The organism is Streptomyces sp. NPDC059787 (genome assembly GCF_042732315.1).
Taxonomy (GTDB): domain Bacteria; phylum Actinomycetota; class Actinomycetes; order Streptomycetales; family Streptomycetaceae; genus Streptomyces; species Streptomyces atrovirens.
In genome coordinates this window covers 76741-102388 of the sequence record NZ_JBHWHX010000008.1, presented here as the reverse complement: position 1 = coordinate 102388, position 25648 = coordinate 76741, and the positions used below count along the sequence as shown (strand labels likewise).

At 71.6% G+C, this 25648-nt stretch carries 18 protein-coding genes and 1 pseudogene; 14 read left to right on the top strand and 5 right to left on the bottom strand.

Features of this window, described 5'->3' with window-relative positions; genetic code table 11:
- Window positions 1-34 precede the first annotated feature (34 nt).
- A complete protein-coding gene (locus ACFV5H_RS10085) occupies window positions 35-730 on the top strand; it encodes a GntR family transcriptional regulator (RefSeq protein ID WP_344567005.1) in 696 nt (231 codons plus the stop codon).
- Window positions 731-865: 135 nt separating this feature from the next.
- On the opposite strand, the gene ACFV5H_RS10080 is transcribed toward ACFV5H_RS10085, so the two are convergent.
- Window positions 866-1147 carry an HPr family phosphocarrier protein gene (locus ACFV5H_RS10080; protein ID WP_385045807.1) on the bottom strand — a complete coding sequence of 94 codons (282 nt, stop codon included), beginning with the start codon at window positions 1145-1147 and terminating at the stop codon, window positions 866-868.
- 199 nt (window positions 1148-1346) lie between these two features.
- On the opposite strand from ACFV5H_RS10080, the gene ACFV5H_RS10075 reads away from it, so the two are divergent.
- The 4 genes from ACFV5H_RS10075 to ACFV5H_RS10060 are packed head-to-tail and all read left to right on the top strand — an operon-like array spanning window position 1347 to window position 7006.
- Window positions 1347-4283 carry a GNAT family N-acetyltransferase gene (locus tag ACFV5H_RS10075; RefSeq protein ID WP_385193925.1) on the top strand — a complete coding sequence of 979 codons (2937 nt, stop codon included), beginning with the start codon at window positions 1347-1349 and terminating at the stop codon, window positions 4281-4283.
- Between the two features lie 41 nt (window positions 4284-4324).
- The gene (locus ACFV5H_RS10070) at window positions 4325-4912 is read left to right on the top strand and encodes a DUF5998 family protein (protein ID WP_385193922.1); all 588 of its coding nucleotides are present in this window, start codon (window positions 4325-4327) and stop codon (window positions 4910-4912) included.
- The gene (locus ACFV5H_RS10065) at window positions 4912-6306 is read left to right on the top strand and encodes an alkaline phosphatase family protein (RefSeq protein WP_385193920.1); all 1395 of its coding nucleotides are present in this window, start codon (window positions 4912-4914) and stop codon (window positions 6304-6306) included. Before ACFV5H_RS10070 ends, ACFV5H_RS10065 begins: the two co-directional genes overlap by 1 nt.
- Before the next feature lie 49 nt (window positions 6307-6355).
- Window positions 6356-7006: a thymidine kinase gene (locus ACFV5H_RS10060; protein WP_385045796.1), complete on the top strand. Its 651-nt coding sequence runs from the start codon at window positions 6356-6358 to the stop codon at window positions 7004-7006.
- Between the two features lie 530 nt (window positions 7007-7536).
- On the opposite strand, the gene ACFV5H_RS10055 is transcribed toward ACFV5H_RS10060, so the two are convergent.
- Complete coding sequence (locus tag ACFV5H_RS10055) at window positions 7537-10047, bottom strand: ATP-binding protein (protein WP_385193918.1); 2511 nt, start codon at window positions 10045-10047, stop codon at window positions 7537-7539.
- Between the two features lie 354 nt (window positions 10048-10401).
- Here ACFV5H_RS10055 and ACFV5H_RS10050 point away from each other — a divergent pair, with 354 nt between their 5' ends.
- The 3 genes and pseudogenes from ACFV5H_RS10050 to ACFV5H_RS10040 form a co-directional block, all read left to right on the top strand.
- Window positions 10402-11148 (top strand): hypothetical protein, encoded by a 747-nt coding sequence (locus ACFV5H_RS10050; protein ID WP_385193915.1) that lies wholly within the window; start codon window positions 10402-10404, stop codon window positions 11146-11148.
- Between the two features lie 173 nt (window positions 11149-11321).
- The gene (locus tag ACFV5H_RS10045) at window positions 11322-14069 is read left to right on the top strand and encodes a phosphotransferase (RefSeq protein WP_385193913.1); all 2748 of its coding nucleotides are present in this window, start codon (window positions 11322-11324) and stop codon (window positions 14067-14069) included.
- 125 nt (window positions 14070-14194) lie between these two features.
- Window positions 14195-14589, top strand: a pseudogene (locus ACFV5H_RS10040) (thymidine kinase); the annotation flags it as partial.
- A gap of 150 nt (window positions 14590-14739) precedes the next feature.
- On the opposite strand, the gene ACFV5H_RS10035 reads toward ACFV5H_RS10040, so the two are convergent.
- Window positions 14740-16257 carry an ATP-binding protein gene (locus ACFV5H_RS10035; protein WP_385193910.1) on the bottom strand — a complete coding sequence of 506 codons (1518 nt, stop codon included), beginning with the start codon at window positions 16255-16257 and terminating at the stop codon, window positions 14740-14742.
- A 345-nt stretch (window positions 16258-16602) separates the two neighbouring features.
- Here ACFV5H_RS10035 and ACFV5H_RS10030 point away from each other — a divergent pair, with 345 nt between their 5' ends.
- The 6 genes from ACFV5H_RS10030 (at window position 16603) to ACFV5H_RS10005 (ending at window position 24107) form a co-directional block, all read left to right on the top strand.
- On the top strand, window positions 16603-18279 hold the full coding sequence (locus ACFV5H_RS10030; protein WP_385193908.1) for an SWIM zinc finger domain-containing protein: 1677 nt from the start codon (window positions 16603-16605) through the stop codon (window positions 18277-18279).
- A gap of 231 nt (window positions 18280-18510) precedes the next feature.
- A complete protein-coding gene (locus tag ACFV5H_RS10025) occupies window positions 18511-18735 on the top strand; it encodes a hypothetical protein (RefSeq protein ID WP_344566993.1) in 225 nt (74 codons plus the stop codon).
- A complete protein-coding gene (locus tag ACFV5H_RS10020; RefSeq protein ID WP_385045790.1) occupies window positions 18735-19871 on the top strand; it encodes a gala protein in 1137 nt (378 codons plus the stop codon). The genes ACFV5H_RS10025 and ACFV5H_RS10020 overlap by 1 nt, the downstream gene beginning before the upstream one ends.
- Complete coding sequence (locus ACFV5H_RS10015; protein WP_385193905.1) at window positions 19868-21709, top strand: ankyrin repeat domain-containing protein; 1842 nt, start codon at window positions 19868-19870, stop codon at window positions 21707-21709. The genes ACFV5H_RS10020 and ACFV5H_RS10015 overlap by 4 nt, the downstream gene beginning before the upstream one ends.
- Window positions 21706-22911, top strand: coding sequence for an AAA family ATPase (locus ACFV5H_RS10010; protein ID WP_385045784.1), 1206 nt, complete (start codon window positions 21706-21708; stop codon window positions 22909-22911). Before ACFV5H_RS10015 ends, ACFV5H_RS10010 begins: the two co-directional genes overlap by 4 nt.
- An 11-nt stretch (window positions 22912-22922) precedes the next feature.
- Window positions 22923-24107, top strand: a complete 1185-nt coding sequence (locus ACFV5H_RS10005; protein WP_385193902.1) for a VWA-like domain-containing protein — start codon at window positions 22923-22925, stop codon at window positions 24105-24107.
- 8 nt (window positions 24108-24115) lie between these two features.
- On the opposite strand, the gene ACFV5H_RS10000 is transcribed toward ACFV5H_RS10005, so the two are convergent.
- Together ACFV5H_RS10000 and ACFV5H_RS09995 are read right to left on the bottom strand one after the other, a co-directional pair.
- Complete coding sequence (locus ACFV5H_RS10000; RefSeq protein ID WP_385193900.1) at window positions 24116-24664, bottom strand: EamA family transporter; 549 nt, start codon at window positions 24662-24664, stop codon at window positions 24116-24118.
- Window positions 24665-24971: 307 nt separating this feature from the next.
- Entirely contained in the window at window positions 24972-25598 is a 627-nt protein-coding gene (locus ACFV5H_RS09995; protein WP_385193897.1) for a TetR/AcrR family transcriptional regulator, read from the bottom strand.
- Between the last annotated feature and the right edge of the window lie 50 nt (window positions 25599-25648).

The following is a 25648-nucleotide window of genomic DNA, read 5'->3' as shown; positions in this document are numbered from 1 at the left end:
CGGCGTTTCACGGGGATTAATCCGGAGGTTCGTCATGCGCATTCCCGCGCACTCGGTGTGCACGGCGATCCGGGACGACATCGTCGCGGGTGTCCACGAGCGCGGCGGCCGGCTCACCGAGGAAGTGCTCGCCCGCCGTTACGGCGTCTCCCGCGTCCCCGTCCGGGAGGCGCTGCGCACGCTGGAGGCCGAGGGATTCGTGGTGACCCGGCGGCACGCGGGCGCGTGCGTCGCGGAACCCACCGAGCAGGAGGCCGCCGACCTGCTGGAGATGCGCATGCTCCTCGAGCCGCTCGGTGCCTCCCGCGCGGCCCAGCGCCGCACCGAGGCCCATCTGAAGGTGCTGCGCGGCCTGGTCCGGCTGGGGCAGGAACGCGCCCGCCAGGGCAACAGCGACGACCTGCGCTCCCTGAGCGGCTGGTTCCACGAGACGCTCGCCCAGGCCACCGGCAGCCCGGCACTTACCTCGACACTGACCCAGCTGCGGCACAAGATCGCCTGGATGTACGCCGCCGAGGGGCCGTCCGATCCCGTCGAGTACTGGGCGGAGCACGGCGCGATCGTGGACGCCGTGGCGCGCGGCGACGGCGACCGCGCGCGGTCGGTCACGGCGCTGCACACCGAGCGGGCGAGCGCCGGGCACCGCCTGCGTTTCGCCTCCGGAGCCGGCCGCGCGGACCGTGTGAGGAACTCGCAACATGCCGTAAACATGCCGAGCATTCGTCATTAACACGGGTGCCGTATACAAAGAGGGAGCATTTCTCGGGGACTATTTATGCTGCCCGTAAAAGGGGAAAGCTGCCCGTGCGAGGAAAAAGTGAAAGGCCCGCCCGGTGGTCCGGGCGGGCCTTTCGGTATTGCGTTCTCAGACGGTCTCGGGGAGTTCCTCGAGGCCCTCGGAGACCAGCTTCGCCAGACGCTCCAGGGCGGCGTCCGCGCCCTCGGCGTCGGAGGCGAGGACGATCTCCTCGCCGCCCTGGGCGCCCAGGCCCAGGACGGCCAGCATGGAGGCCGCGTTGACGGGGTCGCCCCCGGCCTTGGCGATCGTCACCGGGACGCCTGCGGCCGTGGCGGCTCGGACGAAGATGGAGGCGGGGCGGGCGTGGAGACCCTCGGCCCAGCCGACGTTGACGCGGCGCTCAGCCATGTGTTGCTGCCCTTCGCTGTTCAGGGTTGTCTAGACCAGTTTCCCACATCGTGAAGCATGCCCGGAGCGTGCCGGGAGCGTGCCCGAAGCGGCATCAGCTCCCGCTCCCGGTGACAGCCGGACCGCGGCCTCGGCCCGGCTGTCGTCCACCACAGACTGCCTCGCGCCGTTGTCGTACGCGAGCCGTACTCTGGGGCCCATGCAGACCTCGTCGGACCGGCACGAGTATCCCGCCCACTGGGAGGCCGACGTGGTGCTGCGCGACGGCGGCACCGCGCGCATCCGCCCCATCACCGTCGATGACGCCGAGCGCCTGGTCAGCTTCTACGAGCAGGTGTCGGACGAGTCGAAGTACTACCGCTTCTTCGCGCCCTACCCTCGCCTGTCCGCCAAGGACGTCCACCGCTTCACGCACCACGACTTCGTGGACCGGGTGGGACTCGCGGCCACCATCGGCGGCGAGTTCATCGCCACCGTACGCTACGACCGGATCGGCGCCGACGGCGCGCCCGCGTCGGCACCGGCCGACGAGGCCGAGGTCGCCTTCCTCGTCCAGGACGCCCATCAGGGCCGGGGCGTCGCCTCCGCCCTCCTCGAACACATCGGTGCCGTCGCGCGGGAGCGCGGCATCCGCCGGTTCGCGGCCGAGGTGCTGCCCGCCAACAACAAGATGATCAAGGTGTTCACCGACGCCGGGTACACCCAGAGGCGCAGCTTCGAGGACGGTGTCGTCCGCCTGGAGTTCGGCCTCGAACCCACCGACCGCTCCATGGCCGTGCAGTACGCGCGCGAACAGCGTGCCGAGGCACGCTCGGTGCAGCGGCTGCTCGCCCCCGGCTCGGTGGCGGTCGTCGGCGCCGGCCGCACCCCCGGCGGCGTGGGCCGCAGCGTCCTCGACAACCTCCGGGACACCGGGTTCACCGGCCGGCTGTACGCCGTGAACAAGTCCCTGGGGGAGGGGGAGAAGGAACTCGGCGGGGTGGCCGCGTTCCGCTCGGTGCGGGACATCGACGGGTCCGTCGACCTAGCGGTCGTCGCGGTGCCCGCCGAGCGGGTCCCCGAGATCGTCACCGAGTGCGGTGAGCACGGTGTGCAGGGGCTCGTCGTCGTCTCCGCCGGCTACGCCGAGTCGGGCCCCGACGGCCGCGAACGCCAGCGCGCCCTCGTACGGCAGGCGCGCTCGTACGGCATGCGGATCATCGGCCCGAACGCCTTCGGCGTCATCAACACCTCGCCCGACGTGCGACTGAACGCCTCGCTCGCCCCGGAGATGCCCCGACCCGGCCGGATCGGACTGTTCGCCCAGTCCGGCGCCATCGGCATCGCCCTGCTGTCCCGTCTGCACCGGCGCGGTGGCGGCGTCACCGGCGTCACCGGCGTGTCCACCTTCGTGTCGTCCGGCAACCGGGCCGACGTCTCCGGCAACGACGTCCTGCAGTACTGGTACGAGGACCCCGACACCGACGTCGCCCTGATGTACCTGGAGTCCATCGGCAACCCCCGCAAGTTCACCCGCCTCGCCCGGCGCACCGCGGCGGCGAAGCCGCTGGTCGTGGTCCAGGGCGCACGCCATGGAGCCGGGCCCCGGGGGCACGCCGTACGGGCGACCCGGCTGCCCCACGCGACGGTCTCCGCGCTGCTGCGGCAGGCCGGGGTGATCCGCGTGGACACCATCACCGAACTGGTCGACGCGGGCCTGCTGCTCGCCCGCCAGCCCCTGCCGGCCGGACCCCGGGTGGCGATCCTCGGCAACTCCGAGTCCCTGGGCCTGCTCACCTACGACGCCTGCCTCGCCGAGGGCCTGCGTCCGCACCGCCCGCTGGACCTCACCACCGCCGCCTCGGCGGCGGACTTCCACGCGGCGCTCTCCCGCGCGCTGGCCGACGACACGAGCGACGCGGTCGTCGTGACCGCGATCCCGGCGGTGGGGGAGGGCTCGGTCGGCGACGCGGCCCTGGCACAGGCCCTGCGTTCGGCCGCCGCCGCGACCCCGTCCAAACCCGTCCTGGTGGTCCACGTGGAACTGGGCGGCCTCGCGGAGGCGCTGTCGGCCGCGACGAGCACGGCACCCCCTTCGGCGACCGGCGCCGCGCCGCAGACGGTGACGGTGACGGGCACGGCGTCCCGGCCGTCCGGCGCCGCGCCGCCCTCGGCCGCCGTGGGCGTCCTGCCGTCCGCCGGCAGCGGTGCGCCGACCCGCGCGGATGCCTCGGACCGCGCCCGCGCGGCCGCCGACGGCGGCCCGCCGGCCCCCGTCGCACCCCCCGAGGGCGCCCACCTCATCCCCGCCTACCCCGCCGCCGAGCGTGCCGTCCGGGCGCTCGCCCAGGCCGTCGCGTACGGCCAGTGGCGGCGGGACGCCGCCGACCCCGGCAAGGTGCCGGAGTACGACGACATCGACGAGCGGGGCGCCGCCGCCCTCATCGGCGGACTGCTCTCGCGCGGCCAGGGCCTCACCCTCGGCACCGCCGAGACCTGCGACCTGCTCGGCACCTACGGCATTCACGTCCACCGCGCCCTCCCCGCCCCGGACCCCGGCACCGCCGCCGAGGCCGCGCGCACCCTCGGCTACCCCGTGGCCCTCAAGGCGACCGCCCCCCACCTGAGGCACCGCGCCGACCTGGGCGGCGTCCGCCTGGACCTGGCCGACGAGGAGCAACTGCGCCGGGCGTACACCGAGTTGACGGAGCTGTTCGGGGCCCCGGAGGAGCTGCGCCCCGTGGTGCAGCGGATGGCACCGCGCGGTGTCGACACCGTCGTACGCGCGGTCATCGACCCCGCCGCCGGAGCCGTACTGTCCTTCGGCCTCGCCGGGGCGCCCTCCCAGCTGCTCGGGGACATGGCGCACCGGCTGATCCCGGTCACCGACCGGGACGCGACCTCACTGGTGCGGTCGATCCGGACCGCACCGCTCCTGTTCGGCTGGCGCGGCTCGGCACCGGTCGACACCCCGGCGCTGGAGGAGCTGATGCTGAGGGTGTCGCGGCTGGTCCACGACCATCCGGAGGTCGTCGCGATCACCCTGGAACCGGTGGTCGTCGCCCCGCGCGGCGTGAGCGTCCTCGGCGCGTCCGTGCGCCTCGCCCCGCCGCCCGCCCGTGACGACCTCGGCCCGCGGACCCTCCCCGCGTACTGACCGGTGCCTCGCAGTCAGTGGTCCCCCGTAGGATGGGCGTCATGGCCAAGACCAGTACGACGACCCAGGGGCTGCGGGCGGCGATCGAGCGCAGCGGCTACTACCCGGCCCTCGTGGCCGAGGCGGTGGAGGCCGCCGTGGGCGGCGAGCCCGTCCGGTCGTACCTGGTCCACCAGGAGACGACGTTCGACCAGAACGAGGTGCGGCGGCACGTCACCGTGCTCGTCCTCACCGGCAACCGCTTCATCGTCAGCCACACCGACGAGCAGGCCGCGGACACCACCTCCTCGACGCCGTACGCCACCACGTCCACGGAGTCGGTCAAGCTCGGCCGGATCTCGTCGATCGTGGTCAGCCGGGTGGTCGCCAACCCGGAGTCGTACAAGCCGGGCACGCTGCCGCGCGAGATCGTGCTCACCATCGGCTGGGGCGCCGTCTCCCGCATCGACCTGGAGCCGGCCGCCTGCGGCGACCCCAACTGCGAGGCCGACCACGGCTACACGGGCAGCTCCACGGCCGACGACCTGAGCCTGCGCGTCAGCGAGGCCGGCGACGGCCCCGAGACGGTGCGCCAGGCCCTCACCTTCGCGCAGGCCCTGTCCGAGGCGACCGCGGATCAGACGCGCTGATGGCACAGCCCACCCCCGGCGCGCGACCCGCACCGGGCGCCCAGCCCGCGTCGGGTGCGCAGCCGACCCCCGGTGCGCGGCCCGTGCCCCGCCCGCAGGCTCCCCGCCCCGCGCCGCCCGCCCGCGCTCCGCAGTCCGCGTCCACCGCCCGGCCGACGCCTCCCGCGCGTCCCACGCCTTCCGCCCGTTCTGCGCCGCCCCCGCACCCCACCGCCTGGGACGACGCGCACCCGAGCCCCCTCGCCCTCGGCTCCGCGCCCCTGCCCGAGTACGGCACCGGTTCGCTCGCCGACCTGCTGCCCACGCTCGCCGCCGGCATGGGCGTCCCCGGCACGAGCGCCGCGATCCCCGAGCTGGCCCCCGCCGACCGGAACTGCGTGTTCCTGATCGACGGGCTGGGCTGGGAGCAGCTGAAGGCGCACCCCGAGGAAGCCCCCTTCATGACGTCCCTGCTCGCCGCCTCGCGCGGCGGCACCGGGCGTCCGATCACCGCCGGATACCCGGCCACGACCGCCACCTCCCTCGCCTCCGTCGGCACCGGCCTGCCGCCGGGCGCACACGGCCTGCCCGGCTACACCGTGCGCAACCCGGACACCGGCGAGCTGATGAACCAGCTGCGCTGGCAGCCCTGGGCCCCGCCCGGCCCCTGGCAGCCGTACCCCACCGTCTTCGAGCTGGCCCACCGCGCGGGCGTGCACGCGGCCCAGGTCTCCTCGCCGACCTTCGCGAACACCCCCCTGACCAAGGTCGCGCTCAGCGGCGGCACCTTCCTCGGGCGGCTCTCCGGGGAGGAGCGCATGGACACCGCGGCCGAGCAGCTCGCCGCCGCCGACCGCGCCCTGGTCTACACGTACTACGCCGAGGTCGACGGCGCCGGCCACCGCTACGGTCTCGACTCCGACACCTGGCGCGGCCAGCTCATGTACGTCGACCGCCTGGTCCAGCGCCTGGCCGAACAACTGCCCCCGCGCAGCGCGCTCTACGTCACCGCCGACCACGGCATGGTCGACATCCCCTTCGACGAGGACCACCGCGTCGACTTCGACGAGGACTGGGAACTGAAGGCGGGCGTCGCCCTGCTCGGCGGCGAGGGCCGCGCCCGGCACGTCTACGCCGTACCGGGCGCCGCGGACGACGTGCTGACCTGCTGGCGCGAGGTGCTCGGCGAGCAGTTCTGGGTGGCCTCGCGCGACGAGGCGATCGAGGCGGGCTGGTTCGGACCGACGGTCGACGAACGCGTGTACCACCGGATCGGCGACGTGATCGCCGCCGCGCGGGACGACGTCCTGCTGATCGCCTCCGAGCGGGAGCCCAGGGAGTCGGCGATGGTCGGCAACCACGGCTCGATGACCCCTGCCGAGCAGCTGGTCCCCCTGCTCGAAGTACGCTCCTGAACTCCTGACGATCCGCCCGCAACCCCTGCCGAAAGGTGCCCGACCTCTCATGCCCGAGCTGGTGTTCTTCTCCGGAACGATGGACTGCGGGAAGTCGACGCTGGCTCTCCAGATCGAGCACAACCGTTCGGCGCGCGGTCTGGTCGGCATGATCTTCACCCGCAACGACCGGGCCGGCGAGGGCAAGCTCTCTTCCCGTCTCGGCCTGGTCACGGACGCGGTGGAGGTCGGCGACGGCGCGGACCTGTACGCGTACCTCGTCGACCACCTCTCCCAGGGCCGCCGCGCGGACTACGTGATCGCGGACGAGGCGCAGTTCCTGGCCCCGGAGCAGATCGACCAGCTCGCACGGGTCGTGGACGACCTGGAGCTCGACGTGTACGCCTTCGGTATCACCACCGACTTCCGCTCCAAGCTGTTCCCCGGCTCCCAGCGACTGGTGGAGCTGGCCGACCGGGTCGAGGTGCTCCAGGTGGAGGCCCTGTGCTGGTGCGGCGCCCGCGCCACGCACAACGCCCGTACGGTCGGCGGGGTCATGGTCGTCGAGGGCGCCCAGGTGGTCGTCGGCGACGTCACCGGCTCCGCGGACGAGGTCGGCTACGAGGTCCTGTGCCGCCGTCACCACCGCCGCCGCATGACGGCCGCGACGGCCCACGCGGCGGCACTGTCGCCCGACGTGCTGCCGGTCTCCTCCGGCTGACCGTGCGGCCGCGGGGCATCGGTGGACGGCACTCTGTCCAGAGTGTAAGCGGGGCGGTGTGTGCCAGTTGTTGTTCGTGGGACGTGATGGCTTCGTTGAGGGCTTCTGGGGTCGCCACATCGGGATCGGCCTGGTGACGAAGTCCCCAGGGGCCGGTTTCGGTGCAGGTGCGGTCGGCGAGGAGGGGCACGCCCTGGCGAAGTGGGCCCGGCTGTCACCTGGCCGGTTGCACTCGGCGGGCGCTCCCTCGAGCAGGACCCAGTCAGGGTCGGTCTCCCACAAGCCGGCCGGCAGGCCGGGGGCCTGTTGGTACAGGTGGTCCACGACGGCGTAAGAGTGGGCGGCGCCGACGGATATGTCGAACCCGCGGCGATCTGTGCCGGCGTGTCGTGCCGGCGGCAGTAGACCAGGCCGACGAGATGGGCTGGTGCGGAGGGAGCCGGCAGCGGAGGCCGACCTCACGGGTGACGATGCGCTCTCTCAACGGCTCAGGGACCTTGTGTGTCGCTGAACTCCAGCCCGGCACCCGGTCAGGGGCCACCCTGAAAGGGCTCACTGTCGAGGAATGCCTTGTCCAGCGCGTGCCGTAGACCGAGACGCCGGCCTTCCTCGTACGCCCGTGTGTACTCGGTTTCGCCGAGTGATCCACGAACGTTCCGGAGACCGCGTTCGCGGTGTGCGGTCAATTGGGCGAAACCGAAGAGTCGGGGAGTGCCCGACGGGTGCCAAACGCGGTCCACGGCTCCCAGGATGACGGCTGCCGAGCGTGCGTTGCCGTAGGAGGAGAGCACCCAGGCCAAGGTCTCGCTGAGGGTTGCCTCGCCCATGCGTTCGTCGATCTCCTTGGTGTGCTGGAGCGCACGGTGGAGGAGCCGCAGGGCAATCTTCGGCTGCCCTGCTTCGCCATGGTCGACGGCGAGAGCCCATAGCAGATAGCACCGGTGCCATGCATTTCCTTGAGCCTCGGACAGGGCGAGTGCTTGTTCGAGCAGGGCGGTTGAGCGGGCATGGTCACCTTGGATGACCGCGGAGAAACCGAGTTGAGCGATGCATTGTTGCTGTGTCAGCAGTGAGGCGGACCAGTGCCCGGTTGCCAGGGAGGACTCCGCGTACTTTGCTGCGGTCTCCGTGTCCTCGGTGACCAGTGCTGCCAAGCTGCGCAGCTGTAGAAATGCGGCAGTGAGTTCGGCCCTGCTCGCACAGTGCGCCGAACGGTCCGCGGCATCCGAGATGGCCGGCATGTCGGCCAGGGCTTGTTCGCTCCGGCTGATCACCTCGTGGGCACTGTCGTGGTCTCCGTGGAGGAGCAGCAAGAAGCCGGCCACCCATGCGGCCTGACACCAAGTGGCGGTCGCCCCGGGGGAGGGAGGCCGCGGGTGCCATTCAAGGATCTTTCGCATCCAGTGAGCACCCTCGCCCACATTGGCCGACGTCAGACAGTGCAGCCAGAAGCCGAGGGAGGCACACAGCACTCTTTCCGCGGGCTCATCGGTCGGCGTCGGCGCTGTGATGATTTGCCGCAGATTGGGATGCTCGGCGCGCAGACGACGCAGCCAGGCGGCCTGCCCGGGTGTGCCATAAGCGACACCCGCCTGCGCGGCGAGGTCGAGATACCACGCCCGGTGACGAAGCAGGGCGAGCTGTGCCCGGCCACTCTCCGCGAGACGCTCCTGCCCGTAAGCCCGAACAGTTTCGAGCATGTACAGACGGGTGCGACCGCCTGTCTCGACGCTGGTGAGAAGTGACTTGTCCACAAGCCCGGACAATGCTTCGAAAGCATTGTCGGCTGCGGCACCATCGGGGACCTCGCCTTCTTCGGCGTGCCCGCAGAGCTGCTCGGCATCCGTCAGCAGCACGCCGCCGGAACACAGCGACAGCTGCTGCCAGGCCATTCGCTCGGCCTCGGTGCACAACTCGTAGCTCCAGTCGAAGAGCGCACGCAGCGCTTGGTGGCGAGGGTGTGCTGCGCGGTCGCGGCCGCCCGGGCCGAGCAGACGGAACCTGCGGTCGAGCCGTTCCAGAAGTTCGTCAAGGGTCAGTGTGCGCAGTCGTCGTGCGGCGATCTCCAAGGCGAGGGGCAGGCCGTCCAACGTCCGGCACACACGAGCGATGGTGTGCCGGTTCGCCTCGGTGACCCGGAAGCCGGGGGAGGCGGCCTCGGCCCGGTCGGCGAAGAGGGTCATGGCCGGCGAGGCCGTTGGGCCCTCTTCCACGGCGAGTGTCTCGTGCAGGTGCCCATTCGCCATGGCAGGCAGGCCCAGCGGTTTCACCTGCAGCACATGCTCGGCACCGACATCGAGTGGCTGTCGGCTGGTGGCGAGGATGTGCAGTTCCGGCACGGACGTGAGTAACCCACGCACGGTGCGGGCGCATCCGTCCAGTACATGCTCACAGTTGTCGAGCAGGAGGAGAACGCTCCGTCCGCGCAGCGCCCCGGCAAGCGCGGACAAGGGGTCCTGCCCCGCCCCGGCGTGTACGCCCACGGTGGAGGCGACCGCCTCGGCGACGGCGTGGTCGCTGCTGAGGTCGGCCAGCTCCACACAGTACGTACCGTCCGCGAACCACTCAGCCACCTCACGAAGGAGTCGCCTCGCCAGCCGGGTCTTACCCACTCCGCCGATCCCGGTCAACGTGACCAGCCTGCATCGCTTCAGCAGCTCACTGCCGGCGGCCAGCTCAGGTTCACGGCCCACGAAACTGGTGGCTTCCACGTCACCGAAGTCACGCGGGACGAGGCGGTCCGCCTCCCGCTGCTCCCCGAGCCCGTACAGGTCGTGCCGTACGCCGTCCCAGCGTTCTTCCCACCGATCTGGATCCCCGCCACAGGCGCGGACGTAGGCACGGAGTACCTCTCGGGTGGGGAACCGATGTCCAGCGGCGGCCTGAGACAGGGTACTTGCCGCGAAATGGGCCACATCGGCCATCTCCGTGTAGGTGAGTCCGGCCCTCTCACGTAGTTCGCGCAGGTCCAGCGCGAAGCGTTCCAGCGGACCCGCCTGCGGATCGAGCGGTTGCTCCCGACGCCCTGGCTTGCGTGCCAACGCGGACTACCTCCCCCGACGTTCAGATTGATTCATTGATTATGACCGCTGCCGCCAGGTGGCGAACAAACCTCGCAGTCCCCGATGCTCAAGGTCAATCGCCCCCGCTGACAGCAGACCGGCAGGGTGTGGTCAGCGGCTTCACCCCACTGCAGTGCGTCGTCACTACGGAGATCCCGGGGCATGGCAACCGGTCACTTCAGCCGAACCTCATGCTTCTCCGGTGCTGGTCCGGATCGGTTCAACGGGTCATACACGGGGTGGGTCTCAGGGGTGCGGAATCCGCACACGCGTTGATTCCGATGAGGGAGACGTGCACATTTCGGTGAGGGTGTCTTGGTGGTAGAAAAAATCGTGGGTGGCATCGTGGTGGCTCTGCTCACGGCGATAGGCCGGATACTTTGGCAGAACAGGCGGCACCTCGCCCTGCTCTGCGTCCTGCTCACACCATGGAGCCGTGTGCGCGTCTCTGTCGCCGTGCTGCTGCGGGTGAACGACGAGGACCACTACGTCCTGTTCTCCTCCGTCACCCGCCCGGGTGCCTTTGGTCCGCCTGGTGGCGTGGTGAAGTACCACGAAGGGGCGAAGCCCCGGCTCGAGCGGCTCGGCTTCGAGCCAGAGGTCCGCACCCGCGCCGAAATGCGGCACGATCTGCGCGGCTTTCTGCCCGCTCCGCGGGTCCTTGGGTTCACACGCTGGCTCCAGCGCGGCACGGACCGTGAGGCTGCGACTGAATGCCTGCGCCGCGAACTCGTCGAGGAGCTGGGCGAGGTGGGCCACAGGGAACTCGTCCCCTTGGCCAGGGAGGCCGGCTTCCGGGCCGTCGACAGCTGCATCGACGGGCCCTGGAAGGTGCCGGGGGAGACCTACCGGCAGATCCGCTTCTTCGAGGTGTACGACCTCGTCCCCGACAAACCGGAGTCGACCGAACTCCGGTCGGCCGTGCTGAAGCTGGCTGCGGACGCCGAGGAGCCCCGGGTCATCGGAGTGACCCGGCGCGATATCGCTCGCGGGCGGTCGCAAACCCATCTGGTCCTGCCGCAGTCGGCTTTCGTCGCGGGTGACCGCCGGATCCGGGAGGACCTGACGGCGGCGTCCTGAGGCGCCCCGCAGTAGTTCACCGTCCGGAAACCCCTTCGGCGGAGCCCGGCGCGTACCGCGGCTCGGCCCGCTCGACGGCATGCGTCGCCGAGCCACCTGTCTTGACCCACTTCGCCCCGGTCTGCCTTCTGCCTGCCGGGAAACCTTCACGATCCTTCGAAAGGAACAGGTTGATGATCACTTCTTCGCTGTCACCAGAGGAATTCCATCGAGCGTTCGATACCGTCTCGACGGCCCTGCGGGAGGTCGCCGATCCCGATCCGCGGTTGGTTCGGGATCTGGAAAAGTCACGCGGTGATCTCGTCACGGCCGAAAAGGAACTGAAGGCCGACAAACGCGTTGGCCCCGCGTGGAAGATCGCCAACGCAGCGAAGCACGCGGGGAAGCACTACACGGAGGTGGACCCAACGCGGGCCCGCATGCTGTTCGAACTGGCCGTCCCTTTTTACAAGTTCCACCAATCAGAGAGGTATGTGGGTTCTATCGAGGAGTGCAGCACAGGGCTTGCGCAGCTCGATTCCGTGCTCCCGGACCGGGACGGTGACCCGGTGGCCGACGAGCCCGGGGCCAAGCCGGAGACCTCTGCGGAGCCGGCCCTGGACGGGATTCCCAGGCAGCCCGGCGGCCCCCTCTCCGCCCATCAGCCTGCGGCGGATCCGTTCGACCGTTGGCGGTCCGACGAGCCGTGGGAGAAGTCCTTCGCGCAACGGCTCGACGAATTCGAGGCACACCTCCGGGGGCTCGTGACCACGCACGCCCCGGCCCCCGCCGAGCTTCTGCAGCCCCTCATCGTCGCGGATCTGCGGATGCTGAGGGACGGCCTCGACGGCGTCAGGGTCCCTGCCGACGAGTACTCGCCCCTGCATCAGGGAGCGATGACGGCCCGGTTCCAGGCGCGTACGGCGTTCGGCCGCTATGTCAAAGGCGGCACGGCGTCCGAGGCACAGTGGACCCGGATCCAGTTCCTCCGGAGCGCGCTGCTGAACTTCTGTCTGTGCTTCCATCTGAAGTCCAACAACTACCAGTTCGTGGCCGATGTTGTCGGCTATCTCCAGACCATTCAGGCCGAGCACCGGCGCAACAGTGGTCAGCGCGAACTGCTGCTGGCCGCCACGGAAGCGACCACACTGGTCGCCGTCAGTGAGTTGCAGGACGTCGACCTGGAGCTGCGGCTGGCGTACGTGTGTGGCTGGCTACGGCATGCCGTCGGTATCCAGCTGCTCATCGGCGGTTCCAATCCCGCGGATGCGGAGTACAGCAAGTACGACCCTCGTGTGAGGGATGTGGACGCTGAAGACTGGGCGACCCATCTGCTGGACCAATGGGTTGACAAGCCGGAGCACTGGCACAGCACCGCCTTCGTACTGCTGGGCCTTTCGGCCTGGAAGGAGGAGCGGCTGGAACGCCTGCTCACGGGGCTGTACCACCGCCCGTACGGGGTTTTGCCGGCGCGGGCCGTGGACGTCCGTCGGTTCTGGCGCCGGCAGGCCGTCGACCTGCTGGAAAGAGTGCGGGATGTGAGCGTCGTGCAGAACGCCTGGGAGCGCGGCGTGCCCTCGGAGACAGCGGACTTGATGTCCTTGGCAGAGCACGACCAGGTGGTCCGGCTGCCCACCAGGCTGCTCCAGGGTATGGCCGCCGAATTGACCTCCCGCCCCGGTGGACTCATGGTGCAGGGCGCCTTGTTCGCAGGCCGTCGTGTGCCGACGTTCCTGACACGTGACGTCTTCGGTCCGGTCGGCGTGCTGAAGATCGACGAGGCGAGCAAGGTACAGCGGGAGAAACGCAACTTCGACGAATTCGGCGAACTACTGCCCCCCTTCTACCGGTCGAGCAAGTGCACGGTCTCGTCCACGACGATCGTCAACCGCACCAACGGCAGCCGTCACCAGGCGATCCTCACGTCGTACGTCTTCCGGGAGAGTGACGAACCGAGCACGTTCCGTGACTGGCTCCTGCGGTCGAACTCCGTTGGTGAAGAGCGGCTCGGCGGAGTGATCGACAAGCTCTTCGTCAAGGCGCTCGGTCCCTGGCTGAGCAACGCCAGCCGTACCGTCGGTGACCTACGGGGCGAGTATCCGGCTCTGCGGCCGGCCGGCTTCGAGCGCGCCGGATACCGGCCCGGAAAGAACGCGCAATCGGAACTCCGCAAGTTCGAGTCACCGGAGGCCGGCGCGGTCTTCGGCGTCCAGGACGGTCTGACCTGGCGACTTCGCACTCTGGGTGAGCTGCTGGGCGACCCCACTCTCGTCGGCGGCACCGCGTCGGACAAGGAGCGGACCAACCCGCTCTGGCTGGTGGCGCACATCGCGGACGTCGCGAGGCCCGCTCCGGAATGCACCCGGCTCTTCGATTGGCTGCTGAACGACAAGAATCACGGTCTGACGACCCGGTACCTCACCTGCGTCTCGCACGGCGATCTGCACTGCTCGAACATTCTGGTCAGCGGCCCTGACGCTGATGACCCTCACCTGTACGTGATCGACTTCGAGACGACCCACCGTGGTCACATCGCCAAGGACTTCGCCCGCCTGGAAGCGGCCCTATGGTCGCGGACGTTCGTGTGGAGCCCGGAACAGGTGGGTTTGATCCGCCAGTGGTTTGCGGAATCGCTGCACGGTGACAGCCTGTGGAGCCCTGTGCTCCCGGAGGCCGCGGACGACCGGACCCGGCGGATCCTGGCCTGTGTCGTCAGACTGCGGGGCATTCTCAAGGCCTGTGAACAGGCGAACTGGGCCTTCAACGAACTCGAATACCAGTGGGCCCTGTTCGCCTCCCTGGTCCCCTTCGCCCGCTACCGCGACCACGAGGCCGAGGTGAACCGCCGACTGCCGTTCTTCCTGGCCGCCGACGTCGCCGAAGCCTTGGTCACCAGGGCCATGCGAACCACGGAGGCCACAGCCGGAATGGCGGCGCGGTAGCCCGCAGGGTCAGGACGCCCGGGTGTCGTCGAGGAGCAGTGTTCGACACTGTCGACCTGTTCGTCGGGGCCGGGGCGTATCCGGGGGATTCGCTCCTGGATATGCCGGCGTCCGAGCCGAAGGTTTTGAACAGGTCCATCGACGGAGCGGGTCGAGACACCACGGATGTATGCCTTCATGACGACCTGCGCTTCCCGGGCTCGCAGCAATTGATCGAGCCGGCGGATTCGATGGAGGTGCTCCAGATGGAGACGATGTGCTGGTGTGGGGCGCGTGCCACGCACCATGCCCGCATGGTGCGTGGCGAGATGGTGGTGAAGGCGAGCAGGCTGTCGTCGGTGGTGGGAACCGCACTGCCGTGGAGGCCGGCTACGAGGTGCTGTGCCGACGTCACCACCGCCGCCGCATGACGGTCGCGACGGCCCACGCGGCGGCACTGTCGCCCGACGTATTGCCGGTCACGTCGGGCGGCCGCGAGGCACCGGCGGGCTCGGGGGAGGGCAGGGAATCGTGGGTGTGAGCTGTTGCCGTGCACCGGCATGGCGGAATGACCGGGGGCGGCGGACGTACTGGCCACAGGTTCGCCTTCCTGGCCGGCATCCGGCCCAGCCCTGACCCGGGCACCGAGGCCGGGCCCGTGGGCATGCCGGTTCCACGACACCGGCACCTGTCATGCCAGGCCGCGGACGGGGCCATCGCCGTACAGCGCTTCGATGTCGATCAGGAGGACATCGCGGCGGTGCTCGGCGGCCTCGATGACGTCGGGATGGAAGCCGTGCAGGGAGAACAGGGCGAGGACGGCGTCATCGGGCCGATGCCCCTGCTCGGCGAGGAGGCCACGGATATGTTCGAGACGCTCGAGGTCCTTGAGCCCACGGGGTTGGACGGTGGCCTTGGCCTCGCCGATCAGAGCGATGGCCGCCCGGGGGCTTCGCGGGCGCTCACCGGGGGCCATGGCGAGCAGGTCGACCTCGTGCTTGGTCCGGGCGGCCGGATCGGCGATCTCCGCCGCACCCACCGCGCCGAGTGACAACCCCGTCTCGTCGATGGCGAAGGAGCGGGCCCACTCGCGCGCGGTCTCCTCGAAGTGCGGGCCCAGGATCTTCGAGTGGTACGTCGGCCGGGACGACTGCCACACCTGAGCTCCGCGTCGCCGCTCCACCAGGTCCACCGTGGGCAGTGTGATCAGCTGGTTGAAGCGGATCACCGGGTCCGCGACGCTGATGACCGGGTGCCGTGCCTTGAGCAGGTCCTGTTCCTTGCGGATGCAGCCGGTGGACTCGAGCACCTCCAGCGGAGCGACCATGGCGGAGCGGGAACGCTCCAGCATCGAACCGACCTTCGCCGGGGTCGAGGCACCCCGGGCGACGGCGGACAGTACGTCGTAGTACAGCGTGCGGTGGGTGATGCGCGGGTCTTCGCGCAGCAGGAACTCCGCCTCCACCCGCGAGTACAGGGCCCGCCCCGGGTCCAGCAGGGTGCGTTCCACCCAGGGGCCGAACTCCGCCTCGTCCTGCGGCACCGGCCCCGCGGCCAGCGGCCGGTAGCCGGGGGCGCCGCCCAGCACGGCGTCGACCTGCAGCGCCACCGCCGGGTCCTCGATCCCCCAGTGGGTACGGGCGGTGCGGTAATCGAAGGCCGGCAAACGCAGGTCCAGCACGGCTCGGCCGCGCAGTGGCTTGGTGCCGGACAGCAGCTCGGACATCACGCTCATCGCCGAGCCGCACAGGACGATCCGGCCGCCGGGTGCCTTGCCGGACTGCGACTGGTCGTACAGCAGTTGCAGGAATCCGGGGATCTCCGGGGAATGCTGCATCAGATACGGCAGCTCGTCGATGACGATCAGTGGTGCCCCCGAGGCCCGGTTCACCACCTCCAGCGCGGCGGTGAGCACATCCCGCCAGTCGTCCAGTCGCATCGCCCCGGGCCGAACTCCCGCGTGTGCGGCGATCGCCTCGGTGAACCGGTGCAGCGCGGGCACCCGGCCCTCCTCCTGCACGGCAGTCAGGTACAGCCCACCCACCGCCTCCGTGAGCGCCTCCAGCAGGAACGACTTCCCGTTCCGCCGCCTTCCCGAAACGATGGCCAGCCGCAGTTCGGTGGCCGGGTCGCCGAGGAAGTCGTTCAGCAGCGCCCACTCGTGATCACGGTCCAGCAGCCGCTCCGGTTTGCCGAGCTGTCCAGGCATACCCTCTCCGAAAGCGTTCAGGTTGACCTTAACGGAATCTGTACAGCTGGACCTTACCTCTATGAGGGTTGTGGGCGTACGCCGGACGGGCCGCACGCGGACTCCTTCTCGCTGAGAGTGCCGTGGCTCCTGGCAGACTGCGAGAGTCAGAGCCTCGGGTCGGTCATCGTCCTCGGGTGGCAGCCGGGGATCGTGAACCCCACGAGGACCGGGGGCGCCTGAGCGGCAGACCACCCCTGACATCGGGCGAGTTGAGGGTCATATCCAGCGAAGCCGTAGGCTCGCGACCTCGGCCCCCTGGGCTGGGGCGTTGACTGCATCATCACAGCAGAGCGGAAGAGAATCATGCGCGGTCTCACCGAGGCGAACCTCAAGACGCTGGCCGGTGGCCGTTCCTTCGAGCGCGCCCTCGGGTATCTCGACGCGGTGTCCGGGGTCGAGGTGGGGGACGGCTGGGTCACCGCGAGTGTCCACGGGACGGAGCGGTACGAGGCGGAGCTGACCCTGGACGGGCCCGGCGGGCTGTCCGGCGCGTGCGACTGCCCGTACGGTCTCGAGGGCAACTTCTGCAAGCACCTGGTCGCCCTCGGCCTGACCGTGCTCGCCCGGCCGGAGAGCCTGCCGCGGCAGCGGAAGGCGGCCCGGGAGCGCGCGCGGGACCTCGACGGGTGGCTGTCCGCCCTGTCCAAGGACGAGTTGCTCGCCCTGCTGCGGGAACAGCTCGATGGAGACCGGCAGTTGCGGCGACGCCTGGAACTGCGGGCCGCGAGCGCCCGCGGGGACCTCACCGCGGTCCGGTCCCGTATCCGCGACTTGCTCGACATCGGTCCCTTCGCGCAGTACGGCTACGCCGAGTACGCCGATGCCCGCGCCTACGCCGACCAGGCCCGGCAGGCGGTGTCCGCGATCGGCGCGCTGACCGGCTCGGGCCGGGCCGCCGACGCGATCACCCTGGCGCGGGAGGCGATGCGGCTGCTGGCCGAGTCGGTGAAGACCGTCGACGACTCCGACGGCCGGCTCGGGCAGATCGGCGCGGACCTCGCCGACGCCCACCTCGACGCGTGCCGCGCGGCACGCCCCGACCCCCAGGAGCTCGCACGCTGGCTGGCCGGCCATGTGCTCGGCGACGCCGACGACGGCCTGACCGACATCGATCCGCTCGACTACGAGGACGTCCTCGGAGAAGACGGCATGGCCGTCCTGCGGAAGCTGGCCGCCGAGGCGTGGCGGCGCAACCGCCGCGGTTGGGCGGAGAAGTACCTGATGGAGCGTCTGGCCAAGGCCGGAGGAAACGTCGACGCGGTGATCGCCGTGCACGCGGCCGATCTCGCACCGAGCGGCCACACGCACCTGGTCATCGCCCGCGAACTGGAGGCCGCCCGACGGTTCGACGAGGCCCTGGAGTGGGCGGAACGCGGTATCCGGGACGCCCGGGAACTCTCCGCCGTGGACACCGCCCTCGTCGACCACCTCTGCGACCGCTATGCGCGGGCGGGCCGGATCGCCGACGCCGTCGCCGTGCGCCGCGACCACTTCGGCGCCCGCCGCTCGCTGCTCGCGTACCAGCAACTGCGCGCCGCCGCGCGGGCCGCGGACAGCTGGCCGGCCGAGCGCGAGGGAGCCCTCGCCCTGCTGCGCGCCGACGCGGAGCGACCGCGACAGAGCCGGCACGACGGCCCCGTCCTGGTCGACGTTCTGCTCGACGACGAGGACGTCGACGCCGCCTGGCAGGCCGCCACCGAAACCGGTGCCCATGACCGGCAGTGGCTCACACTTGCCGACCAGTCGCGGGCCACCCGTCCCGCCGACGCGCTCGGCGTCTACCTGCGCCTGGCGGAGCCGCTGGCCAAGGAGACCGGCAACAGGGTCTACGAGCGGCTCGTCGGCCTGCTGCTGAGCATCCGCGACTGTCATCGCCGCCTGGGTACGGAAGACGAGTTCGCCGCTTACGTCACCGCCTTGCGCATCGCCCAGAGACGCAAGCGGAACCTGATGTGCCTGATGGACGAACACGGTCTGTGAGCCGAACGGCTTCTCGGGCGTCCACCCAGCCCATGCCCCCTGCCTCCCGTTGGGAGTACGACACCGGGACCGGACCCCTGATCGTGCGGCTGCTGGTGCCGAACGCTGCCGCATGACGGTCACGGTGGCCCGCGCGGCGGCACTGTCGCCCGACGTGCTGCCCGTTTCTTCCGCCTGACGCACCGGCGGCCTCCTACGGGTGGACGACGCCCGGAGATTTTATTCAAACAAGTGATCGACATTGCGGCCGATCCCGCTATGATCTTCCACGGCAAGGCCGTAGCGCAGAGGTCGTCGCGCCCTAGCATCAAGCTGGAGGACGTCGGTTCGAATCCGACCGGCCTTGCCGCCCTTGTCGTGGAGGAACGTCGATTGGCGTCGGTCCGTCCTGGGCGGGCGGAGGGCGATGCCGCCCTCGGCGAGCCGGGCACCGGCGATGGACCGGTGGAGTGGTGATGACGCAGCCGACACCCGTGCGCTGCCCGGCGATCGAGCACCCGGACATCCCGATCAGTGACCCTGTAGGCCTGGATCCGCTGCTGGCCCGGCTGAGGTCGGCCCGGGCGGTGGAGAGCGACGAGACGTTCCCGCTCGGCACCGTGCGCGCGGACGGCCGTGTCGACCTGTGCAAGCAGGGCCTCGGAGCGGCCGGCGCCGCCCGGCTGATGCCCGTCGCCGCCGCATCGCCGCACGCCCGGCACGTCCTGCTCGGCACCAACGCCATCGGCGACGAAGGGGCGTCGACGGTCGCCCGCGCGCTCACCGCCGGCCACGGCCTGCACACGCTCTACCTCGGCTGCAACCGCATCGGCCCGGAAGGCGCCGCCGTGCTCGCCGGCGCACTCTCCGCGGACGACACCGTCCGCGCCCTGTGGCTCAAGCGCAACCCGGTGGGCGACGACGGCGCCGTGGCACTCGCCGCGACACTCCGCCGCAACACCGCGCTGCGCACCCTCGACCTGGTCAACACCGGTGTCACCACCGAGGGCCTGCGCGCCCTGCTCGACGCCCTCACCGGCCGCCCGCGCCCGGTGGAACGCCTCTTCCTCGGCGGAAACGGTCTGACCGCCGACGCCGCCGGCCTGCTGGCGGCGCTGATCAGGGAGGCGGGCGTGCGCGAGCTGTACCTGCCCGCCAACCACCTCGGCGACGAAGGCGCCGCCGTCCTCGCGGCAGCCGCCGCCGACGCCGGACGGCCGGTACGCCTCGGCCTGGGCGGCAACGGCATCGGCCCCGCCGGCGCGCGCGCCCTCGCCGACGCCCTGGGCGCCATCGAGACGCTCGACCTGGGACGGCCGATGTCCGAGCGGAGCCTCGGCGCCCCCGCCAACGCCACCGGCGACGAAGGCGCCCACGCCCTGGCCGCCGCCCTCGCGGGCAGCCCGCTGCGCAGGCTGGAGCTGTGCCACACCGGACTCACCGGGCGCGGCGCGAAGTCCCTGCTGGCGGCCGTGCCGGACGGCTCACCGCTGGAGTACGTCGGCCTGGGACCGGGACTGCCCCGGAAGGTGAAGCGCTCCTTCACCCAGCGCCTGCGGCCCATGGCCGGGGCCCACCCCGACCTGCGCGCGATAGGAAGTGTCTACCGGTGAGCCGCCGCCCCGAACTCCCCTGTTTCCCACCGGAGGAGGCGGCGAGCCGGCGACGCGTCCGCCGCTACGCCGTGCCCCGGCGGATGATCGAGCGCGCGACCGAACGCCGTACGGCCGGTGACTGGCGGGGCGCGTGCGCGGCGGCCGGCGTGGACGTCGACATCGACCTGCCGGAGGTCGCCGAGCACTGTGGCGACGACGTCGCCGCGGCGCTGGAGGACGACCTGCGCCACCTGGTCCCGGACCTGGTGCGCTGGCACCTGCCCCGGCTGCTGGGCGGACGGACCACCCTCGCCACCGGCCGCACCGTCGTCCTCGCCCGCTACCGGCCGGTGCGGGCGGGCGAAGGCCCCCGCTCCACGCCGTACCTGCACCTCACCACGCCCGTGATGGTGGAGGGCCCGCAGCGGGTCACCCTGCGGTTCCGCACGGTCCCGGACGAGAAGGCCGCGGGCGTCTTCGGGGGCGGGATCGAGGACTGGCGGTACGCCCGGCACCTGTGGGACGCCCGGCACACCGCCGAACTGCGCGAGCGGTGCGGCGGCGGCACCGAACGGCTCCCCTTCTTCCACACCGACGGCCGGCCGTGCCGTACGGACGAACTGCCCGCCGCCGACCCCGGCCCCGGTGACGCGGCGGCCCGGGCCGAGTGGGTCACCCTGCTGCACCAGAAGGGCGAGGTCGAGGCGGCCTTCGCCGCGGCCGGGATCGAGGTCGACCTGACACCCCCGGCCGGCGGCCCCGGCTGGTACCGGGCCGATCCGCCGGCGCTCCTCGGCCGGCTCGCGCTCGACCACACCCGCCTGGAGCGGGAGGTCCGCCGGCTGAAGGACGAGGGCGTCGGGGACCGCTTCCTCGTCCTCGGCGACTGGCGCACGCGCATCCTGCTGGAGCCGACGGCCACCGGTCTCGGGGTGCGGGCCGTCGGCCGCGAGGAGGCCGACGGCCTGCCCCTCCTGGCCGAGGCGCTCTGGCGCAGGCTCCCCGACCTCGACCTGCTGCGCGTCGGCGGAGTCGAACCGGAACACCTGCATCCGCTGGTCCGCGAGTCGTTGTTCCCCGACCTCCGGGTCACCGGTGGGACCGGCGGCCCACCGGGCCCCGCCGCCCCCGCACCCGTCCGGGTGCGATGCCGCGGCGAATGGCACGAGGTGGGCTTCCGTCCGGGCGGTCTGCTCCGCATGCCGCACAGCGACGAGGAGCAGCAGCGCGAGCGGGCCCTGCGCGCGTTCGGCGGCGCCGTCGCCGGGTGCTTCGCCGTCGAGCAGACCTGGGCGTCCGGCGACGGCCGGCTGCCGAAGGCGCTGCGCGCCCAGCGGCAGGACCTGTTCCTGCGCGCCCAGCACGGCGACACGCACGGCGTGCTCGAACTCCTGGACGCGGGCGTGGACCCCCGGGTCCGCGACGCCTCCGGACGCTCGCTGCTCCACGTACTGCACCTCCTCGACCACGAACCGCTCCTGCCCCGGCTGCTCGCGGCGGGGCTCGACCTGGAGGCCCGCGACCAGCGGGACCGAACACCGCTGTTCGTGGCGGTCAACGACGGCGGTTCCAGGGCCCTCGTGGAGGCACTCCTCGACGCCGGCGCCCGGATCGACGTGGAAGACCAGATGGAGCTGTCGCTGGCCCAGGTCGTCCGCCGCTACAAGCGTTCCGACCTGGCCTTCCTCCGGAAGCGCGTCCGGGAGGAACACCCGGGCCTCGGGGCCGAGTGGTGGGACGAGTACATGGACCGCAACGAGGAGGAGGAAGCGGACGACCACGAGCTTGCCGAGCCCGACGAGTCCGAGCCCGAGCCCGACGAGCCCGTCGAGTACAGCAAGGAACCGCCGTTTTGAGCACCTACCCCACCCACCGCACCGCACCGGGCCCGCTGGCCGCCGCCGACGACCTCGTCGGCAGGCTGCGCACGCACCGCACCGAACCCGCCGCCAACCACCGGCTGGAGGCGCTCGCCCTGGCCGTGACGGCCAACCAGCCCGTCCTCCTGTGGGGCGAACCCGGCATCGGCAAGTCCGCCGGCCTGGAGCAGCTCGCCGCCGGACTCGGCCTCCCGCTGGAGACGGTCATCGCCAGCGTGCACGAGCCGTCGGACTTCGCGGGACTGCCGATCGTCGGTGACGACCCGGCCACCACCGGCGTGCCGATGGCCCCGCCGGACTGGGCGGTCCGGCTCACCCGCGCCGGACAGGGCCTGCTCTTCTTCGACGAACTGTCCTCCGCGCCACCGGCCGTGCAGGCGGCGCTGCTGCGGGTCGTCCTCGAACGCCGGGTCGGCAGCCTCGTCCTGCCCGACGCGGTGCGCATCGTCGCCGCCGCCAACCCGCCCTCCAGCGCCGCCGACGGCTGGCACCTCAGCCCGCCGCTCGCCAACCGCTTCGTCCACCTCGACTGGACCCACGACCCGGCCACGGTCGCCCGCGGCATGGCCGGCACCTGGCCGGAGGTGGCCGTTCCGGCGGTCGATCCGGCCAAGGTGCCCGGTGCCGTCGCGCGGGCCCGCGGTGCCGTCTCCGGTTTCCTCACGGCCCGTCCGGGCCTGGTGCACCACATACCCGCCGACGCCGAGAGCCGGGGCCGCTCCTGGCCGTCCCCGCGCACCTGGGAGATGGCGCTGCGGCTGCTCGCGACCGGATACGCGACCGGCGCCGGCCGCGAGGCCACGGCCGCCGCGCTCACCGGGGCCGTCGGGGACGGCGCGGGCATCGAACTGCTGTCGTACCTGGAGCACCTCGATCTGCCCGACCCCGAGCGGGTCCTCGCCGACCCCGACGCGTTCGCCCTGCCCGAGCGCGGCGACCGCCAGCTCGCCTTCCTCATCGCGGTCGTCGCCGCCATCCAGGGCGACCTCACCCGGCCCCGCTGGGAGGCCGGCTGGACGGTCCTGGCCAAGGCCGTGGACGCGGGCGTACCGGACGTGGCCGCCCGTGCCGCCACCGACCTCGCGTCGATGCGCCGGCTGGACTGGCCCGTACCCCCCGGCATCGACGGGTTCCTGGACCTGCTGCGGATGTCCGGGGCCCTGCCCGGCAGCCGCTGAGGCACGCGGGCATGACGGACCCCCGCAGCGGCCTGGACACGACCAAACTGCTCGCCGCCCGCTACCGCGCGGCCGGCGACCGCCCCTACCTGGCGTCGGCCCTGTACGCCCTGACCATCGTGCCGAGCCCCGACGTGCCGACGATGGGCGTGGACCGTCACTGGCGCTGCTACGTGTCGCCCGCCTTCGTCGACGCGACCCCCGTGGAGGAACTCGCGGGCGTCTGGATCCACGAGGTGGCGCATCTGCTGCGCGACCACCACGGCCGCGCCGGCCGGCTCCCCGCCGCCGACCAGCGCGACCGGTACCGCGTCAACGTCGCCCAGGACTGCGAGATCAACGACGACCTCCTCGCCGACGGCCTGCGCCTGCCCGCCGGACGTGTCGAGCCCCGCCTCCTCGGCCTGCCCGACGGGCAGCTGTTCGAGGCGTACCTGCCGCAACTGCCCCCGCACGTACGGGAACACGACTGCGGATCGGGTGCCCACGGCCGTCCCGCGCCCTGGGAACTCCCCGGCTCCGCCGGCCCCGCCGCGCTCGGTGACGTCGAGGCCCAGGCGCTGCGGCGGCACACCGCCGAGGCGATGCGCGCCCACCAGCGCTCCCGCGGCACCCTCCCGGAGGGCTGGCGGCGCTGGGCCGAGGAACTCCTGGAACCCACGGTGGACTGGCGGCAGGCCCTGTCCGGCGCGGTCCGGGAAGCCGCCGCGTGGGCCGCCGGGGCCGTCGACTACACCTACCGCCGTCCCTCGCGCCGCACCCCGGCGCTGCGCGGCGTCGTCCTCCCCAGCCTCCGCCGTCCGCTGCCCCGGGTGGCCGTCGTCGTCGACACCTCGGGCTCGATGGGCGACGCGGAACTCGCCGCCGCCCTGGGCGAGGTCACGGGTGTCCTGCGGGAGGTCGGCGTGCGCGGCAACCGCGTCACCGTCCTCGCCTGCGACGCCGACGTGCACGCCGTGTCCCGGGTGACGGCCACCGAGCAGATCACCCTCGGCGGCGGGGGCGGCACGGACATGCGCGTCGGCATCGACGCCGCCCTCGCGGCCCGTGACCGCCCCTCGATCGTCATCGTCCTCACCGACGGGCTCACCCCCTGGCCGGACGAGACCCCGTCCTGCCGCCTGATCGCGGCCCTGATCGGCGAGGGTGCGCCGCAGCCCCCGGGCTGGGTGGAGACGGTACGGGTCCCTCTCTGAGAGCCCGGTCAGTCGCCGAGTCTGACGGTCAGTGGCGTCAAACCACGGACGCAGCTCGGCCGTTGGGGAGGAGGCTGATGAAGTTCGGGCGTGGTGGGATGGCCCGGGAGGCAGCTTGAGATGGGCCATTTTTGGGGTGAGGGCTCGCCGGCTTGTTTTCTCTCCGTGAGGGTGCTCGGGTGATGGACGGTCCTGCTTGCCCGAGCACCCTGCTCAGCGCCTCGTGGGAGAGGCAACCGCCGGCGGACAGGGGACGTCCACGATGTGCCGGTCGTCCTGACCGGAGCCTGCTGGGTGCCGATTGAGACCATGACAAGGAAGGCACCGAGGCTTTGTGCCGCGCCCAGGCGATCGTGGCCGAACAGCACCGCGGGCAGCGTGGCGGTGAGTGGTTCGAGGAGGACTGCGAGAACTCCGGCGGCTGCACCAGCGTGATGCAAGCCTGCGAAGTAGCCGGTGCGGGCGACGGCCGTCGGCACCAGCCCGAGGAACATCACGGCCCCGACCGCGTCAATCCGCAGTGGCAGTTGCATTCCGGACACCAGGCCGACGGGCAACAGCAGGAGACCTCTTGGGCTCCGGCCTCCGCACCTGTGTGCTCCGCCATGTCCACCACTGCCTTCTCTCGCTCAACGCCCCGCAAGGGACGCCGTCACGGCGCGCAGCTCCGACAGGCGCGTACAACACGGGTACAGCCGCCCCATGTCGTAGCGTCACCGCTGATCACGCTAAGCGACCGACGGGGTCGTGAGGGTCATGACGGCGAAACCCGTCGATCCCACCGGCGCCACCCGGCTCACCGGTCCCTGCGCCCCTTGAAGGCGCCCGCCCGGACCGCAAGCCGTTTCGCCGCGGCGTGCCCGCTCACGCCCCGCTCCGGGCGAGTGCGCCCCAGCCCCGTTCCAGGAGGTCGAAGGCCCGGTCGACGACCTCGCGGGGGGTGTCGTGGGGGTAGGCCGCGCGGGGGGCTTCGAGGGCGAAGTGGGCCAGGGCGGTGCAGGCGGGGTCGTCCGCGGGGAGGCCGCTCTCCTCGGCGATGACCCGGGCGAGCGCGGTGGTGTGGCGCAGCCACATCTTCTGGCCGTAGTCGCGCAGCGCGGGGGTGCCGGCCACCAGGTCGATGAAGGCGGTGAAGCGGGCGTCGCCGTCGGCGGAGACCAGCCGGGTGGTCAGGGCGTGTTCCCGCAGCGCGGCGGGGATCGACCGGCCCTCGGGGCGCTCGCGGACGGCCGCGAGCAGCTCGGTCTCCTGGTCGGCGTCCTCGTCGAAGACGAGGGCCTCCTTGACCGGGAAGTGCTTGAACAGGGTGGTGGTGGACACGTCGGCGGCGTCCGCGATCTCACGGATGCCGACCTCGTCGTAGCCGCGCTCCAGGAACAGGCGCAGCGCGGCGTCGGCGATGGCCCGGCGGGTGGCCGCCTTCTTGCGTTCGCGGCGCCCCACGGGTGCGGGGGAGGGGTCTGTCGCGGTGTCGGTCGTCGTTCTGGGCATACCGGCACCCTATCTCTCCGGTTGACCCACTTCAAAAGTTGAGTTGTTGC